Origin of the sequence: Aggregatilinea sp., from assembly GCF_036822615.1 — a bacterium.
In the GTDB taxonomy this organism is placed as follows: Bacteria; Chloroflexota; Anaerolineae; order Aggregatilineales; family Aggregatilineaceae; genus Aggregatilinea.
Map to the genome: position 1 here is coordinate 1 of NZ_DAISHJ010000127.1, position 14,840 is coordinate 14,840.

The window sequence follows — 14,840 nt, forward strand, 5'->3', positions numbered from 1 at the left end:
CACCGCGCCGCGCGCACCGCTCCCGGCCCAGTCGCTTCCCAGCGAACCGGCGGAACGTCCGCAGATGCCGCCACGCCCGCTTCCCGGCGCGCCTCCTGGACGTTCTGGCAGCACACCGCCTGCGCCGGGAGGCACACGCCCACCGTTTGGCACGCAGCACAATCCTGACGACTCACCCTCGGGTGCCCCGCCTGCCCGTCCTGGTGGACCACCATCCGCGCCCGGCGCTCGCCCGCCAACCGGCACACAGCGCGGTCCCGGCGAATCAGTGCCCGGCGCACCCCCTGCGCGTCCTGGTAGCACACCGACTGCGCCGGGAGGCACACGCCCACCATTTGGCACGCCGCGCAACCCTGACGACTCACCCTCGGGTGCCCCGCCTGCCCGTCCTGGTGGACCTTTACCTGCACCGGGCGCACGACCCCCACTGGGCACGCCGCGCAGCCCCGGCGAAGCGCCTCCGGCTCGCCCTGGTGGTCCGCCTCCTGCACATGGTACGCGCCCGCCGCTGCCTTCCGGCGGACTGGGTACGCCCGATTCCGACACGCTGCGCCAACCCGCCCGTCCGAACCCGCCCGGCGGCAGACCGTTCAATTCGTCGCGCCCGGGCCCATTCTCGCGCGACGCGCAGCGGTCCAAGTTTGGGATTGGCGAAGATACGGGATTTGACAACGAGGATGACGTCGATGATCTGGATGACGATCTCGACGACGATGACGAACTGGAATACGTTGATTTCGACGACGTTTAGCCCGACTGGGACGATTCCTGCGACGGCGCAGATTCCGCCGTTTCATCCTCTGGGGGCGTGTTGAGCAGCTTCTTTGTGCGCCGCCCCAACACGGCGAACCCCGTCACAATCACGCCCGTCATCACCAGCAGGGCGATCAATTTGAACAGGCGGCTGGCCGTGATCAGGGCCAACCCGCCGAACAGCGTGCAGAACGCGTAGTAGCCGAGCACGATCTGCCGCTGCGACAGGCCGAGATCGAGCAGCCGGTAATGCACGTGCCCCCGGTCGCCCTTCATCGGATCGCCGCCCGTCGAGGCCCGGCGCACAATCTGCCACACCACGTCCAGCAGCGGCAGGCCCATCACCAGCAGCACCGTCGCCATCTTCGCGCCGCCGATGATGCTCAGCACGCCAATGGTATAACCGAGGAACAGCGCGCCGTTCGATCCCATGAAGATCCGCGCTGGATGGAAGTTATAGGGCAGAAATCCGAGCGTCGCACCCAGCAGCGCCAGCGGCAGCAGACTCACGCTCACCTGATCGAGCCGGAACGCCGCATGGATGAACATCATCAGCGAGGCCACACCGCACACACCCGCCGCTAACCCATCCACGCCATCCAGCCAGTTGACGGTGTTCATCATGAAGCCCAGCCAGAGCAGCGTGAGCGTCACGGTGACCGCGTAGGGCCACTCCGGTGTGGAGTGGCCGGTCAGCGGATTATTGAAGCGCTCGATGAAGATCAGGAACAGGACGGCGATGGCCGCCGCGATCAACTGCGCGACGTACTGCGGCAGCGCGCCAAATTCGTAGCGGTCATCCAGAATGCCAAACACGAACAAAAACGCGCCGCCCAGCAGCAGCCCAGCCAGCCGGACGATTTCTTTATCGTCGGTGCGCACCACGGGCAGAAATTGGGCGATAATCACGGCGATCGTGAACGCGGCGTACATCCCCAACCCGCCGAACTTCGACATCGTCTTGTCGTGATCGTGCCGCCCGCGCGGATCGTCCACGATATGCCAGCGCCACCCCAGGCGTTCCGCCAGCGGGGTCAGCGCAAAGGCGATCAGGAATGCAGCCGCAAACACCACCACAAACGAAAAAATATGATTAGCTGGCATACGCCCTCAATACCTGCGGTCCAGGGGCAACCCCCTGCCCGCCGTGCAACCACACAACCTACCCGAGCAGACTCTATGCCGTCCCGAACTGACGGTCGCCCGCGTCGCCCAGGCCGGGCACGATAAAGCCGCGCTCGTTCAGATGCTCATCGATCGCGGCAAGATGAATCGGCACGTCAGGGTGCGCCGCCTGCACAACGCTCAGCCCTTCCGGCGCGGCGATCAGGCCCACGAACTTGATCCGCTTGACGCCCCATTCCTTCAGCACGTCGATCGCTGCTGTCGCCGATCCGCCTGTCGCCAGCATCGGATCGAGGATCAGGCACACCTGCACGGTCGGTTCTACGGGCAGCTTGTTGTAATACGATACTGGGCGCAGCGTCTTTTCGTCGCGGTACAGGCCCAGATGCCACACCTGCGCACCGGGAAGCATCTCATGGAACCCGTCCACCATGCCCAGGCCCGCGCGCAAAATGGGGACCAGCCCAATTTCTTCGCGCAGATGATGGCCGGGCGCGGTCGCCAACGGCGTTTCGACCGGCACATCATCCAGATCGAGATCGGCGGTCGCTTCGTAGCCGAGCAAAATACCCAGCTCGCGGATCAATTCGCGGAACTTTTTATGCTCGGTTTTGACACTGCGCAGCAGCGTAAGCTTGTGTTTGACGAGGGGATGGGTCGAGACAAAAACGTTATTCATCGGGCCTCCCGGGGAACGTAAGCGCGCTCAGAATTGTAACCCTGCTCCGCCGCCTGTCAACGGCGCATTCCTGACAGAACGCTGTCGCTCATGTACTATTATGCGCACCGCTAACAATCTCCTAACATTGCGCTGCGCCGGAGGTTCTTGGACGATCGTCCCGCCTCCGGTATACTTCTAGCATAAATGTTCGAGCAAGGATAAATCCCCATGACTGACGCCAGCCGCATGGTCAGCGGCAAAAAACGCCCCGACGATCGCATCGACGCTGCCATGCGCCCGACCCGCCTGGACGAAATGACCGGGCAGGAACGTCTGGTCGAAAATCTGCGCATCCTGATCGAAGCGGCCAAAGCGCGTCACGAGCCGCTCGATCACATCCTGCTCTACGGTCCGCCCGGCCTGGGCAAAACCACCTTCGCGCACGTCATCTCCAACGAGATGGAAGTAAACATCCGCATCACGGCGGGCCCCTCCATCGAACGCGCGGGCGACCTCGCCGCGATTCTGACGCACCTGCGCGAAGGCGACGTGCTGTTCATCGACGAGATTCACCGCCTGGGCCGCGCCGTCGAAGAAGTCCTTTACCCTGCGATGGAAGATTTTGCGCTGGACATCGTGATCGGCAAGGGCCCCTCGGCCAAAAATGTACGCCTCAACCTGCCGCGCTTCACCGTCATCGGCGCGACGACGCGGTTAGCGCTTCTGACCGCCCCTCTGCGCTCTCGCTTCGGCGCGGTCTACCGTCTCGACTTTTACAGCATCGAGGCCATGCAGGACATCGTGGTACGCGCGGCGGGCCTGCTCAAAGTTCCGATCGACAGCGACGGTACGCACGAGATCGCCAAGCGCGCGCGCGGCACGCCCCGCGTGGCGCTGCGCCTGCTGAAACGCGTCCGCGACTATGCCGAGGTGCGTGCGGACGGCGAAATCACCGAGCAGGTGGCGGGCGAAGCGCTCGATCTGTTGGAAATCGATCCGCTCGGCTTGGACGATATCGATCGACGCGTACTTCATGCTATTATTGAGAAGTTCGACGGCGGGCCGGTGGGACTAGACACCATCGCCGCGTCGATCAGCGAGGAACCGGATACGATCATGGACGTCTATGAACCGTATCTGCTCCAGCTTGGTTTTTTGGAACGCACGCCGCGCGGGCGCACTGCAACGCGGCTGGCATATGAGCATCTAAAGATCAGGCGTCCCCAGCGCCAGGAGCCGCTGTTCTAGCTGCTTGCACATAAGGACACGGTTTAGGATGTCAGACCTCAGTTCAATTGGCCGCTTGATTGTCGTGCTTGGCGTCGTACTGGTTGCGTTGGGACTTGTGTTTACCGTGCTGGGGCGTGTCCCGTTTCTGCGCGATCTCGGTCACATGCCGGGCGATATTCATATCGAGGGCCGGAACTTCACCTGCTTCGCACCGATCGTCAGTATGATCATCATCAGTGTTCTGCTCACTATTGTCCTCAATGTTATCTTGCGCCTGCTGAGTCGTTAACCCATGCATCTTTCTGATTTCGATTACAATCTGCCCCCCGAACGCATCGCGCAGACGCCCATCGAGCCGCGCGATGCGTCACGTTTGCTGGTGCTCCACCGCGACACCGGCGAGATCGAACACCGCGCCTTCCGCGATTTGAGCGAGTACCTCTCGCCCGGAGACGTGCTGCTGCTCAACCAGACCCGCGTGATTCCCGCGCGCCTGCCCGCACACAAGGTCCCGACGGGCGGCGCAGCGGAAATTCTGCTGCTGCGCCCGCTCGACGATCGCCGCTGGGTTGCGATTGTGGGCGGCAAACGCATTCAAACCGGCACGCAGCTCGTCGTTGGCCGCGAAGATGGCGATCATCTCACCGCGACGATCATCGAGGAGCAAGAGGAAAACCAGCGTATCGTGGAATTCAATGCGCCCATCCAGCCCTATCTGGACGAACTGGGCGAAACGCCGCTGCCGCCGTACATCACTACCCCGCTGGCCGATCCCAACCGTTACCAGACCGTGTTCGCACGCGAAGACGGCTCCGCCGCCGCACCGACCGCCGGGCTGCACTTCACCCCGGATATGCTGGTCGATCTGAAGCGCCAGGGGATTGAGTTCGCCTACTGCACGCTGCACATCGGCCTGGATACGTTCGCCCCGGTCCGCGAGGACGACATCACGCAGCACAAGATCCACCGCGAGCGCAGCATACTGCTGCCCGAAGACGCGCAAATCATCAATCAGGCCAAGCTGCGTGGCAATCGTGTGGTTGCCGTGGGCACGACCAGCGTCCGCACGCTCGAAACCGCCGCGATCCGCTCCGCAGCCTACGGCACGCCGTACAACGACGCCAACAGCGTTCAGGCCACGCTGGCGTCGCTGGCGTATAACACGTGTCCGTGGCGGCCCGTCATCGCCATCGACGAAGAAACGGACCTGTACATCATCCCCGGCTACCGCTTCCGCGCCGTGGACGTCATGCTGACGAATTTTCACCTGCCCCGCTCGACCCTGCTCATGCTCGTCAGCGCGTTCGCTGGCCGCGAACAAATTCTGCGCGCCTACGAAGACGCCATCCAGCGCGAATATCGTTTCTACAGCCTCGGGGATGCTTGCCTGCTGGTTTAAGCTCCCTCAGGCTGGCACGACGTGTTACAATAATCCGTCCGGCGGTGCGCTGCCGCCGGACCTACTGGTATCCGCGACGGATTGGAGATGAGCATGCAGGACGATCACGTGATCCCCGAAGCACACTACCGTGAAGCCGCCGACTACATCCGCAGCCACACCCGGCAGCAGCCGACCATTGGGCTTGTTTTGGGATCGGGCCTCGGCCCGCTGATCGAGGCCATCGAAGCACCGGACGTCATCGATTACGCCGATATCCCCCACTGGCCGCACAGCACGGTCCAGGGCCATGCGGGACGTCTGGTGATCGGCCAGCTTGAGGGCCGCACGGTCGTGGCGATGCAGGGCCGCATTCACTTCTACGAAGGCTACACGATGGCGCAGGTGACGCTGCCCGTTCGCGTCATGAAGCTGTTGGGGGTTGATACGGTCATCCTGACGAATGCGGCGGGCGGCCTTAACCCGGCCTTCTCAACCGGCGACATCATGCTCATCAACGATCACATCAACCTGCCCGGCATCACCGGAACCAATCCGTTGATCGGCCCGAACCTTGAATCGTTCGGACCCCGGTTTTCGATCCACACGCGCATGTACAATCCCGCGTTGGGCAAGCTAGCGCACCGTGTCGCGGGGGCGAACAACCTCACCCTGCGCGATGGCATCTACGTGTCGCTTTCCGGCCCCACGTTCGAAACACCTGCGGAAGTACGGATGCTGCGGCTGCTCGGCGGCGACTCGGTCGGCATGTCCACCGCACCGGAAGCCCTGGTTGCATATCACACCGGAATGCGCGTGCTGGGCCTCTCGACTATCACCAACATGTCCATCGACAGCACCGAAACGCAGGAAAAAGTCAGCCACGAAGACGTGCTGCGCCTGGGCCGCCAGATCGTGCCGAATCTCACCTTGCTGCTGCGAGGTATCCTGCGTGATATGCCGCCGTTCGATCCCGAGGAGATGGAAAACGGTCCGCACGCATGAACAGTCTGGTCTTTTTTGTCGAAACGATTTCGTCCGGCCTGTACATTTTGTGCGCGGCGGGCATTCTCTGGATGGGCGCGCGTCTGCTGCGCGCCCGGCGCGATTTAGCGCTGGCCCAGTTCAAGCTGGAGCGTGAGCAGGCATTGGTACGCCGCGCCAGCGCGATCACGCTCGGCGGGCTGCTGGTCGAGATGCTGCTGAGCGTGTGGGCAATCAGCGTGTTCATCGCACCGGAGATGCGCGATCTACGGGTCGGCGGCGGTACAACGTCCGACATCGCGGCGGAACGTTTCGTGACCAGCACGCCCGCCGCCAATGCGCCGCTCTCGTTGAACACCACGCCGCAGAGCGGATCCGGTTCCGACGAAATTTTCGCCACGCCTGCCCCCACCGCAACCCTGGTCGGCACGATCATGCCCGATGCGGGGGATATCGTGGGCTGCCCCGCCGATTCAGCCAACATCGAAATTCCGGCCAACGGGCAGTTGATCTTCGAATCAACCACGGTCATCGGAACCGCGTCGATCTCCAACTTCGCGTTCTATCGCTTTGAAATCAAACAGGACGTGACGGGCGCTGAGTTCGCGCCCATTGGGGATTACGACCAGCCAGTGACCAACGGGCCGCTGGGAGACATCTCGCCGCTGAACTTCGCGCCGGGCCGCTATCGTTTCCGCGTGACCGTTTTCGATAATACGCAGTGGATGCGCGCCCTGTGCGAGATCACGATCTTCATCGGAGAGCCGGAGCCTACGCCGACCTCCGTCGTGCCCACGACCGATCCGTCGGAAGGCATCATCACCGTCCCAACGCCAACGCCCTGAGCCGCCTCAGCGCAGCCCTGCCCGGCGGCGCTCAAGGTAATACTGTTCGGGCGTGTCGATGTCGCGCAGGATCGAGTCGGTATTGACTTCAAGGTGCGCCGTGACGTCGGGATGCTGGCGGATCACATCGCGCGGCGCGCCGCTTTCGAGCGCCAGAATTTCCGGCCAGAAGCGCCGCCCGATCAGGATCGGGTGACCGCGATCACCGCGATATTCGGGCACGACGATCTCGCCCTTGCCTTCACTGTACGCCGCCAGCACTTTGAGGATCACGCGCGGATCGAGCGTCGGCTGGTCGCCCAGAACCACCAAGCACGCCGAAACGGACGCGGGCAGCGCGTTCAGCCCGGCCTGCAGTGAGGACAGCATCTCGCCTTCGGCATAACGCGGATTGTGCACGGTTACGACGGGTTGGCGTAAAAGCGCCTGCGCGACGCCCTCGGCCTGGAACCCCGTCACGACCACAACGTCCTGTATGCGCGCCGTGATCAGGCGGCTGACCACCGCTTCGATCACGGTCCGGTTATTGTCCCACGGCAGCAGCGCCTTCGAGCGGCCCATACGCGTCGAAAGCCCTGCGGCCAGGACGACCGCCGCCACCCGGCGCTGGACCTCGTGCACCGGCTCGGCCTTGCCCTTCATCTCGCCCATAACGACCGCCTCTACACGCTCCGAACGCAGCACCAACTGCGCGACGCGACGCGCGCGCGTGCGCGTCAATCCGCTGGCCGGAACTTTATTCAGCAGCGGCACGATCCGCATATTTTCGGGGATGTTGCGCAGCCCCAATTCCGAATCACGGATTGCCACCGCCATCCACGGCGGGATCAGCGGCTCGCCGTCAGGAAAACCGTACCGCTCCTGGATGCGTGTCGCATTATAAACGTGCTGCTCGTCCAGCGGCTGGCCCAACGCGTCGATGCCCGCCACCGGCACGACCAGCGACGTATCACTTGGGAGGACCGGTTCATGATCGTAGGGGACCTTGAACGACAGACGCCGCGCGCCGTCCGCTTCGATCAAGATCACATCCGAGTCCACCGTGTCCAACAAACCGGGGATAACATCGGGGTGCAGCCCGGCAATCCGGCCCTTGCGCCGGTTATCGGACCCGTAGAGGAACACGAAGCCGTGCTGCGTCAGCCACTGCCGGATCATCTCGGGGGTCACGTTCGCCGTCAGTTGGACGGCCAGCGGCGCAGCTTTGACCTCCTCACGCGCAATGCGCGTGGTCGTCGTCGCCAGGACGCGCCAGCCGTCTTCGTGCAGCTCGCGCGCAAGGCGAAACAGGGCCGACGTTTTGCCGCCGGCCCCCACGAATGCCACCACATCTCCCCGCTGTACGCGGAGCGCTTCTTTCAGTCGCATAGGCACCGCCTCGCACTCTAACTCAGGTGTTGCTGCGGGCACTTGCAGCAATGCTGCCTGCGCCCATGCGTCCGGGGGTACGTGTTCAGATGACGCCCAACCCATGCGTCCGCATGTGGGTCACCACGCGGTCCGGGAGCAGCGGGATCTGGTCGATCCATACGCCGGTCGCATCGTGAATGGCCGCGGTGATCGCAGGCGCGAACGAGATAAACGGCATCTCGGCCATGCCACGCGCGCCCCACGGCCCTTCCGGATCCCCATATTCAAAGATCACGGACTTCACCTCACGCGGGATATCCCAGATCGTCGGAATGAGATACGTGGACAGATAGGGATTTAACACCTTTCCATCCTTCGTGACCAGATTTTCCATCACCGCATAGCCCAGTGCCTGCACAACCGCGCCTTCGACCTGTCCCTCAACCAGCATCGGATTCAGGGCCTTGCCGACATCGTGTGCCGACACCACGCGCACCACCTCAACGAAGCCGGTCTCAACGTCCACTTCGACTTCCACAAACTGCGCCATGTAGCCGTAAGAAAAATTCGGCTTGCATTCGCCGGTTTCGGGATCGAGCGGGGTTGTGGCGGGAGGACGGTACTGGTACGTGGCGAACGCGGGCCGCTCCTCGTCTTGCCACTTCTTGAGCGCCATTTCTGCTGCGCCCTTGATCGCATTCCCGGCCATGAACGTCATGCGCGACGCGGACGAGCTGCCCGATGTCCCGTTCGTGGCGGTGTCGTGGCCCAGCAGCTCGACCATTTCCACCGGCACACCGATCACTTCGGCAGCCATCTGCACGAAGATGGTGTGCGCGCCCTGCCCGACGTCCGCGCCCGCCTGGTGCACCACGACGCGCTCGATCTGGCCGTCGCCGTGAATTTCGACGGTGGCCCAGTTTTGCTCAGGCGCGCCAAAACTGAACCCGATGTTCTTGAAGCCCATCGCCACGCCGACTCCTCGCCGCTTCGAGCCGTCGAGCGGCTGCGCGACCGGGCGCTTCTGCCAGGTCGCGCCAACGCGATCCCAGTAGTCGCTTTCCAACGCGCCGTTTTCCAGCACGCGGTCCATCGTGACGCCGGGCGGGAACGGCGTGCCCGTGCAAAAGATCGCGCCTTCACGCAGCACGTTCTTCAGGCGCAGCTCGATCGGGTCCATGCCCAACAGCTCCGCCAGCTTATTCATCTGGTTTTCTGCGGCAAAAGCCCCCTGCGGGCCGCCGAAGCCGCGAAATGCGCCGGTCGGGATATTGTTCGTGTAAACGCCGAACGAGTCCACTTTAACGTTCGGGATTTCGTACGGTCCAACGACCATCAGGTTGGCGTTGCCAAGCACCTTCGGCGTGGTGTAGGCATATGCGCCCGCGTCCGCGATCACCGTCGCCTCAGCGGCCACCACCCTGCCCTCACGCGTCGCGCCCCACTTGGTGCGCAAGATCATCGGGTGACGCTTGTGATGGCCAACGATCGACTCTTCGCGGCTCCAGATGATCTTCACCGGGCGTTCCAGCTTCCACGACGCCAGCGCCAGGATGATCTGGACCGACATATCCTCGCGTCCGCCAAACGCCCCGCCGATCGCCGGGTAGATGATGCGCACCTGGTCAAGCGGCAAACCCAACGCATGCGCGACCTGTTCCTGGTCTTCGTGGACCCACTGCCCCGCGACCACGACCGTCACGCGGCCTTCTTCGTCGAGATAACCCAGGCCCGCTTCCGGCTGGAGGTAGGCGTGCTCCTGGTAGCCGGTGCGATATTCGCCCTCGACAATCACCTCGGCCTGTGCCCAGCCCGCCGCCATATCACCGTGACGGATCCGGTGATGCGTCAGGATGTTGTTCTTCACGCTCGCATGAAGCTGCGGCGCGCCATCCTTCATCGCCTCCTCGACATCCGTCACGATGGGCAGATCTTCGTACGTGATGTCAATCAGCTTGACCGCCTCAGCAGCGATCTTTTCGGTTTCTGCAACAACCACGGCAACGTAGTCGCTGACGCAGCGCACAATATCCCCGTCGGGCTTGGCACTGCCAGGACCGCACAGCACCGGCTGGTCGAAAATGCCCAGTCCATACTCGTTGACCGGCACGTCTTTAGCGGTATACACAGCGATCACGCCCGGATAGGCTTCGGCGCGGCTGGTACCAATGGCTGTGACGCGGGCATGGACGCGGTCGGTAAAGCGGACCTTCATCCACAACTGCCCCTCAAGATCGATATCGCCGGGATAGGGCGTTTCGCCCGTGACTTTCCCCACGGCGTCGATCCGGTGAATGCTCTGCCCCAGAATAAAATTCTTCTGATCCACGCTGATAACTCCTCGCGCACGATTCGAAAGGGAACTCAGTACGGTCGGTCTTCCTTTTTACGCTGCGCTTCTCGCTTTTTCAGGCGCTGTTTCGCCTCTTTTTGCGCTTTGCGCTGCGCCTTTGCGACGGCTTTCGTATCCCGAGGGTGCGGTCCCATCATATCGAAGGTTTCCTTCGCCGGATCCTTCCCCACGAACAGCGCCACAATAAAGGATGACAGGCCGAGCAGCAGCAGCCACACCAGCCCCGTGAAGATATATTCCACGCTGTTTTCGCCATAATCGCGGCGAAGCTGGGCAAACTGGGTGCCGATCTTCGGGCTTTGCTCCGTGAGCAGATCGACCAATGGCGGCGCGATAACATACGCTATCGCCGCAAAACAGACTGCCAAGAGCAAACCGATGACCGGCAGCAGCGGTCGCCCTTTGCGCTTCGGCTGGGACTGTCGAGGAGTATAATTCGTCATGGGAACCTCTTCACTTTCAAGCGCAGTTAGCGATCACTTTCGGCCAGTTCTTGTTGTGCCGCTTTTTCAAATGCTTCCACGATCTTGTAGTACCCGGTGCAGCGGCACAGGTTGCCCGTGACGCTTTGCTCGATCTGCTCGCGCGACGGATGCGGATGTTCCTCCAGCAGCTTTGCGCCCGCCATCAGGAAGCCCGGCGTGCAGTAACCGCACTGCACCGCGCCCGTGTCGATGAACGCCTGCTGGATCGGGTGCAGGTCCCCGTTCTGGGCCAACCCTTCGACCGTGACGATGTCGGCGCCATGCGCGCGCGGCGCAGGAACCATGCACGCCATCACAGCCATGCCGTCCACGTACACCGTGCACGCGCCGCACTCACCCTCGGCGCAGCCTTCTTTGGTGCCGGGCAGCCCGATATCTTCGCGCAGGAAGCGCAGCAGCGTCTTGTCGATCCCGCCCGTGCGCGAATAAGTTTGCCCGTTGACCGTGGTGACGATCGTGTCCGCCGCGTCATCCTCGTGCCGGACCATCGCGGGCAGTGTCTCGTGAACGTGCCCGTCGCCAGCGCCCCACAGCATCGCCGGATCTTCCGGCCAGCCTTCACGTTCCGCGCCGTCACGCAGCGCTCGCAGCGCCCGCGCCGCCAGGACGCGGCACATCTCCGAGCGATACGCCGCAGTGCTGCGCACGTCGTCGATCGGTTTGGGCGTTTCAGCCACCAGCCGCGCCGCTTCGCGGATCGTTTCGTCAGTCAGGGCCTTGCCCTGGAGGTATTCCTCGGCCAGCGGCGCGCGAATGATCGTCGTCGCCACGCTGCCCAGCGTGATGCGCGCATTGGTGATCGTGTCCCCGTCCATTCCGACGATCACGGTAATGTTCACCACCGAAATCGCCTGGGCGCGGCGCAGCCCAAGTTTCAGGAAGATTCCGCGCTCGTTGGCCGCCAGCATCGGGAACGTAATGCCCGTCAGCAACTCGTCCGGTTCCATGACGGTGCGGCGCACGCCCTGGTAAAACGCAGGGAACTCCACCGTCCGTTCGCCGCGCACCGAGCTCAGCGTAACGGATGCGCCCAACGCCCACAGCGGCGTGATCGTGTCGTTTGCCGGACTGGCCGTGATCACGTTACCCGCGACCGTGCCCCGGTTACGGATCTGCGGCGCGCCCACGGACCACGCGGCCTGCGCCAGCGGCAGCGCCCGCGCCACGATATCCGCATGGTGCACCACATGATTATGGGTCACCAGCGGCCCCAGGCGAATCGAGTCGCTGTGCACTGTGATCTCGTCCAGGCCGGGCACGCGTGTGATGTCGATCAGGGTGTCGACCCCCGCGCGCTGGCCTCGCTCCAGTTCCAGGATCAAGTCGGTCGCCCCGGACACGACACGCGCCTGCGCGCCATACTGTGCCAGCAGGTCGAGGGCCTCTCCGATGGATGTAACGCTATAGTAGTTTCGCCACATAGTCCTTCTACCGTTTGAGAAGCTGTATAGGATGTGTTTTCGATGCGGCGTGCCGTCCTACCAGGGCCTACCGCTTAAGTTCCACTATCCGGTTGTCCCAGGTCGAGCAGCGTCACCGGATTGATGTTGACGACCACCGTGCGGTAAAAGACGGTTTGGATCGTCTGCCGCCGGTCCCAGGTATCGACGTGGCCGTGCAGCAAGTAGCGGGGCCGCGCCCAGCGCATCAGGTAGTGAAATGCTTTAAAGCCGCGGTGTGCGCGGTCTTCGGGGATATCATGGATGCCACGCGGCGGCGAATGCACCACGAACGCATCGATCCCGTACCCACGCACCGACTCCGACACGAGCAGGCGCGGCATCATCCACACCACTCGTGCAAACATCTCTCGTTCCGTATACTGCACTGGCCCTTGATTATAACGAATTGATCCTTCAAGGCCAGCGAATGAGAAGTCTTTGAACGTCAAAATTCGACCGTGCAGATTGTCGCCCCCCGGGTGGCCGGGTTGATAACTTCCATCGTGGTTGCCCCGTACGAAGTACAGCGGCAGGCACAAAATTGAGCTGATAAAATCCAGATAACTGGCAGGCATGTCGCCGCAGCTCACCACCAGGGTCGCCTCATCGTACGACCGCCCCAGATACTCAGCATCCTGCATTTGTGGCAGGACCACGTCGCTGACGGCAAGGATCTTCACGGTCGCACTTTCACAAAGGCAGATGCGTGCGGCATCTCAATCCAGCGGCTTTCCAGCCAAACGTCTAGGCTCACGACTCACCTTCTCCAATAACAACTTCGCCTATCATAACGCGCCCATCTCCGGCGCTGTATTCGCTTTGCACCGCATACCGCTCACCGCTGCGCGCGTCGTACAGCCCCACCGCGACGGTATATGTCCCGGCAGGCAAATCCGCGGGCAGCGTGACAGTATGCGTATCGTCCAGCACGCCCGGCAGCCAGTTCGCGGGCGGCAGCACACCGCCCATTGGGCGCTCCACGATCTGCGCGACCGGCGGTGCATCGAGATCGTCGTACAGGTGCACGAACACGATACCATCCCCGCTGACAGGGGCAGTTTCGCGCCATGTGAGCCGGACCTGTACTGCATCTGGCTCCTGCTCGACCGACGCATCCAGCAGCGCGATCTGCCCCGCCGGGCCAAACGTCGCCAGCGACGTTCCAGCGTCTTCCGGCGCACCGGGATACGCGCCCTGGTACGCCCAGTGATAATACGGCATATACGCGTCCTGCGCCGGATCGGTGATCTCCGCTTCGATCCGCACATGGGTCTCCGCGCCGGTAACCAGATCACCCGGAATCAAGTGTACCACTTCCAGCCAATGACCGGGTACGCCCGGCTGGACGCGCGGCGTAACAGCCTCGTCGTTGACGGTGATCCGCAGCGGCACGCTCGTCCGCCCATGCACGCGTGTCACTAACAGCAGATCCTCGCCGGGCCGCGTTTGCAGCGTGAACGACTCGCCGCCCGTCAACACGCGTCCGCCATCCGTCGCCCAACAGCCGCCCTCGTCCAGCCCGCACGCCAGATATGGCTGGTGGTAGACCTCGGTCACGAAGCCCGGCGGCGTCTCGCCTTGCCACCATTCGTACCCGTGCGCGGCTTCGCTGTCTAGGTTCGCCACGTCGATCTGGTCCACGAGATCGAATCCGTCCAGGTAAGCGAGCGTCGTCGCCTGTGCGACGAATTCCTCCGCGCGCGTATTGGACCAGTCCGCTGCATATACGGCCTGATAGCCCGTCGCGGCAGCGACGTTATGCGGCGGCAGATTGACGGAGAATTCGGCCAGCGTGTCGCCAAATACGCCCGCGTCCAGCAGGTAGCGCAGCCCCTGCACGTCGGGATAAATCGCAAAGTAGTCGGGCCGGTACGCGCTGGGCGCCATGTGCTCGTACACCGCGCCGGGGCCCTGCCGCCATGCCGCCGCCGGGCCGGGTGTCGTCAGCCCAACGACATCGTACAGGGCGTGATCGCCGAAATAGCGCACCACCCCAACATCGTGCACGCCGATACGCGCATCTGCGGGTAAGTTCGCGGCGGTCCATTCCGCCATCGGAACCTGCTGGTCGCGCACGACCGTCACGTTTTCCGCGTAATTACCCGCGAACGTGATCGTCGTCAGCAGCGCGGGCGCAAGGATCAGCGCAGGCAGCGCCCACTCCGCCCACCGTGCGAGGCCGCGCCGCGCCAGCGCGTCGGCTACCGCGCCGGATGCCCAGGCCGCCGCCGGGA

The 14,840-nt window shown here is 63.2% G+C and carries 13 protein-coding genes and 1 pseudogene; 5 read left to right on the plus strand and 9 right to left on the minus strand.

Translation table 11 applies throughout. From position 1 onward, the window contains the following. The 3 genes from V7116_RS22110 to upp all read right to left on the minus strand — a co-directional run. Window positions 1–365: hypothetical protein (locus V7116_RS22110; protein WP_324394156.1), on the minus strand; the 365-nt coding region annotated here is incomplete at its 3' end. A 382-nt stretch (window positions 366–747) separates the two neighbouring features. Then, complete coding sequence (locus V7116_RS22115; protein ID WP_324394157.1) at window positions 748–1,857, minus strand: MraY family glycosyltransferase; 1,110 nt, start codon at window positions 1,855–1,857, stop codon at window positions 748–750. 73 nt (window positions 1,858–1,930) lie between these two features. Beyond that, the gene (upp, locus tag V7116_RS22120) at window positions 1,931–2,557 is read right to left on the minus strand and encodes a uracil phosphoribosyltransferase (protein WP_324394158.1); all 627 of its coding nucleotides are present in this window, start codon (window positions 2,555–2,557) and stop codon (window positions 1,931–1,933) included. A 210-nt stretch (window positions 2,558–2,767) separates the two neighbouring features. On the opposite strand from upp, the gene ruvB reads away from it, so the two are divergent. The 5 genes from ruvB to V7116_RS22145 all read left to right on the plus strand — a co-directional run bounded on the left by ruvB (window position 2,768) and on the right by V7116_RS22145 (window position 6,976). Next, window positions 2,768–3,787, plus strand: coding sequence for a Holliday junction branch migration DNA helicase RuvB (ruvB, locus tag V7116_RS22125; protein ID WP_324394159.1), 1,020 nt, complete (start codon window positions 2,768–2,770; stop codon window positions 3,785–3,787). A gap of 28 nt (window positions 3,788–3,815) precedes the next feature. After that, window positions 3,816–4,058: a DUF2905 domain-containing protein gene (locus V7116_RS22130; protein WP_324394160.1), complete on the plus strand. Its 243-nt coding sequence runs from the start codon at window positions 3,816–3,818 to the stop codon at window positions 4,056–4,058. 3 nt (window positions 4,059–4,061) lie between these two features. Then, window positions 4,062–5,168 carry a tRNA preQ1(34) S-adenosylmethionine ribosyltransferase-isomerase QueA gene (gene queA, locus V7116_RS22135; protein WP_324394161.1) on the plus strand — a complete coding sequence of 369 codons (1,107 nt, stop codon included), beginning with the start codon at window positions 4,062–4,064 and terminating at the stop codon, window positions 5,166–5,168. Between the two features lie 93 nt (window positions 5,169–5,261). After that, the gene (locus V7116_RS22140) at window positions 5,262–6,152 is read left to right on the plus strand and encodes a purine-nucleoside phosphorylase (protein WP_324394162.1); all 891 of its coding nucleotides are present in this window, start codon (window positions 5,262–5,264) and stop codon (window positions 6,150–6,152) included. Next, window positions 6,149–6,976 carry a hypothetical protein gene (locus V7116_RS22145; protein WP_324394163.1) on the plus strand — a complete coding sequence of 276 codons (828 nt, stop codon included), beginning with the start codon at window positions 6,149–6,151 and terminating at the stop codon, window positions 6,974–6,976. The genes V7116_RS22140 and V7116_RS22145 overlap by 4 nt, the downstream gene beginning before the upstream one ends. Window positions 6,977–6,982: 6 nt before the next feature. Here the strand turns inward: V7116_RS22145 and yqeC are convergent, their stop codons facing one another. The 6 genes and pseudogenes from yqeC to V7116_RS22175 form a co-directional block, all read right to left on the minus strand. Then, on the minus strand, window positions 6,983–8,344 hold the full coding sequence (gene yqeC / locus V7116_RS22150; RefSeq protein WP_324394164.1) for a selenium cofactor biosynthesis protein YqeC: 1,362 nt from the start codon (window positions 8,342–8,344) through the stop codon (window positions 6,983–6,985). An 85-nt stretch (window positions 8,345–8,429) separates the two neighbouring features. Then, window positions 8,430–10,655 carry a xanthine dehydrogenase family protein molybdopterin-binding subunit gene (locus V7116_RS22155; RefSeq protein WP_324394165.1) on the minus strand — a complete coding sequence of 742 codons (2,226 nt, stop codon included), beginning with the start codon at window positions 10,653–10,655 and terminating at the stop codon, window positions 8,430–8,432. Window positions 10,656–10,690: 35 nt separating this feature from the next. Beyond that, a complete protein-coding gene (locus V7116_RS22160; protein WP_324394166.1) occupies window positions 10,691–11,122 on the minus strand; it encodes a hypothetical protein in 432 nt (143 codons plus the stop codon). 26 nt (window positions 11,123–11,148) lie between these two features. Next, the gene (locus V7116_RS22165; protein ID WP_324394167.1) at window positions 11,149–12,585 is read right to left on the minus strand and encodes an FAD binding domain-containing protein; all 1,437 of its coding nucleotides are present in this window, start codon (window positions 12,583–12,585) and stop codon (window positions 11,149–11,151) included. 74 nt (window positions 12,586–12,659) lie between these two features. Next, window positions 12,660–13,286, minus strand: coding sequence for a metallophosphoesterase family protein (locus V7116_RS22170; RefSeq protein WP_324394168.1), 627 nt, complete (start codon window positions 13,284–13,286; stop codon window positions 12,660–12,662). A gap of 70 nt (window positions 13,287–13,356) precedes the next feature. Further along, a pseudogene (locus tag V7116_RS22175) lies at window positions 13,357–14,840 on the minus strand (hypothetical protein); the annotation flags it as partial.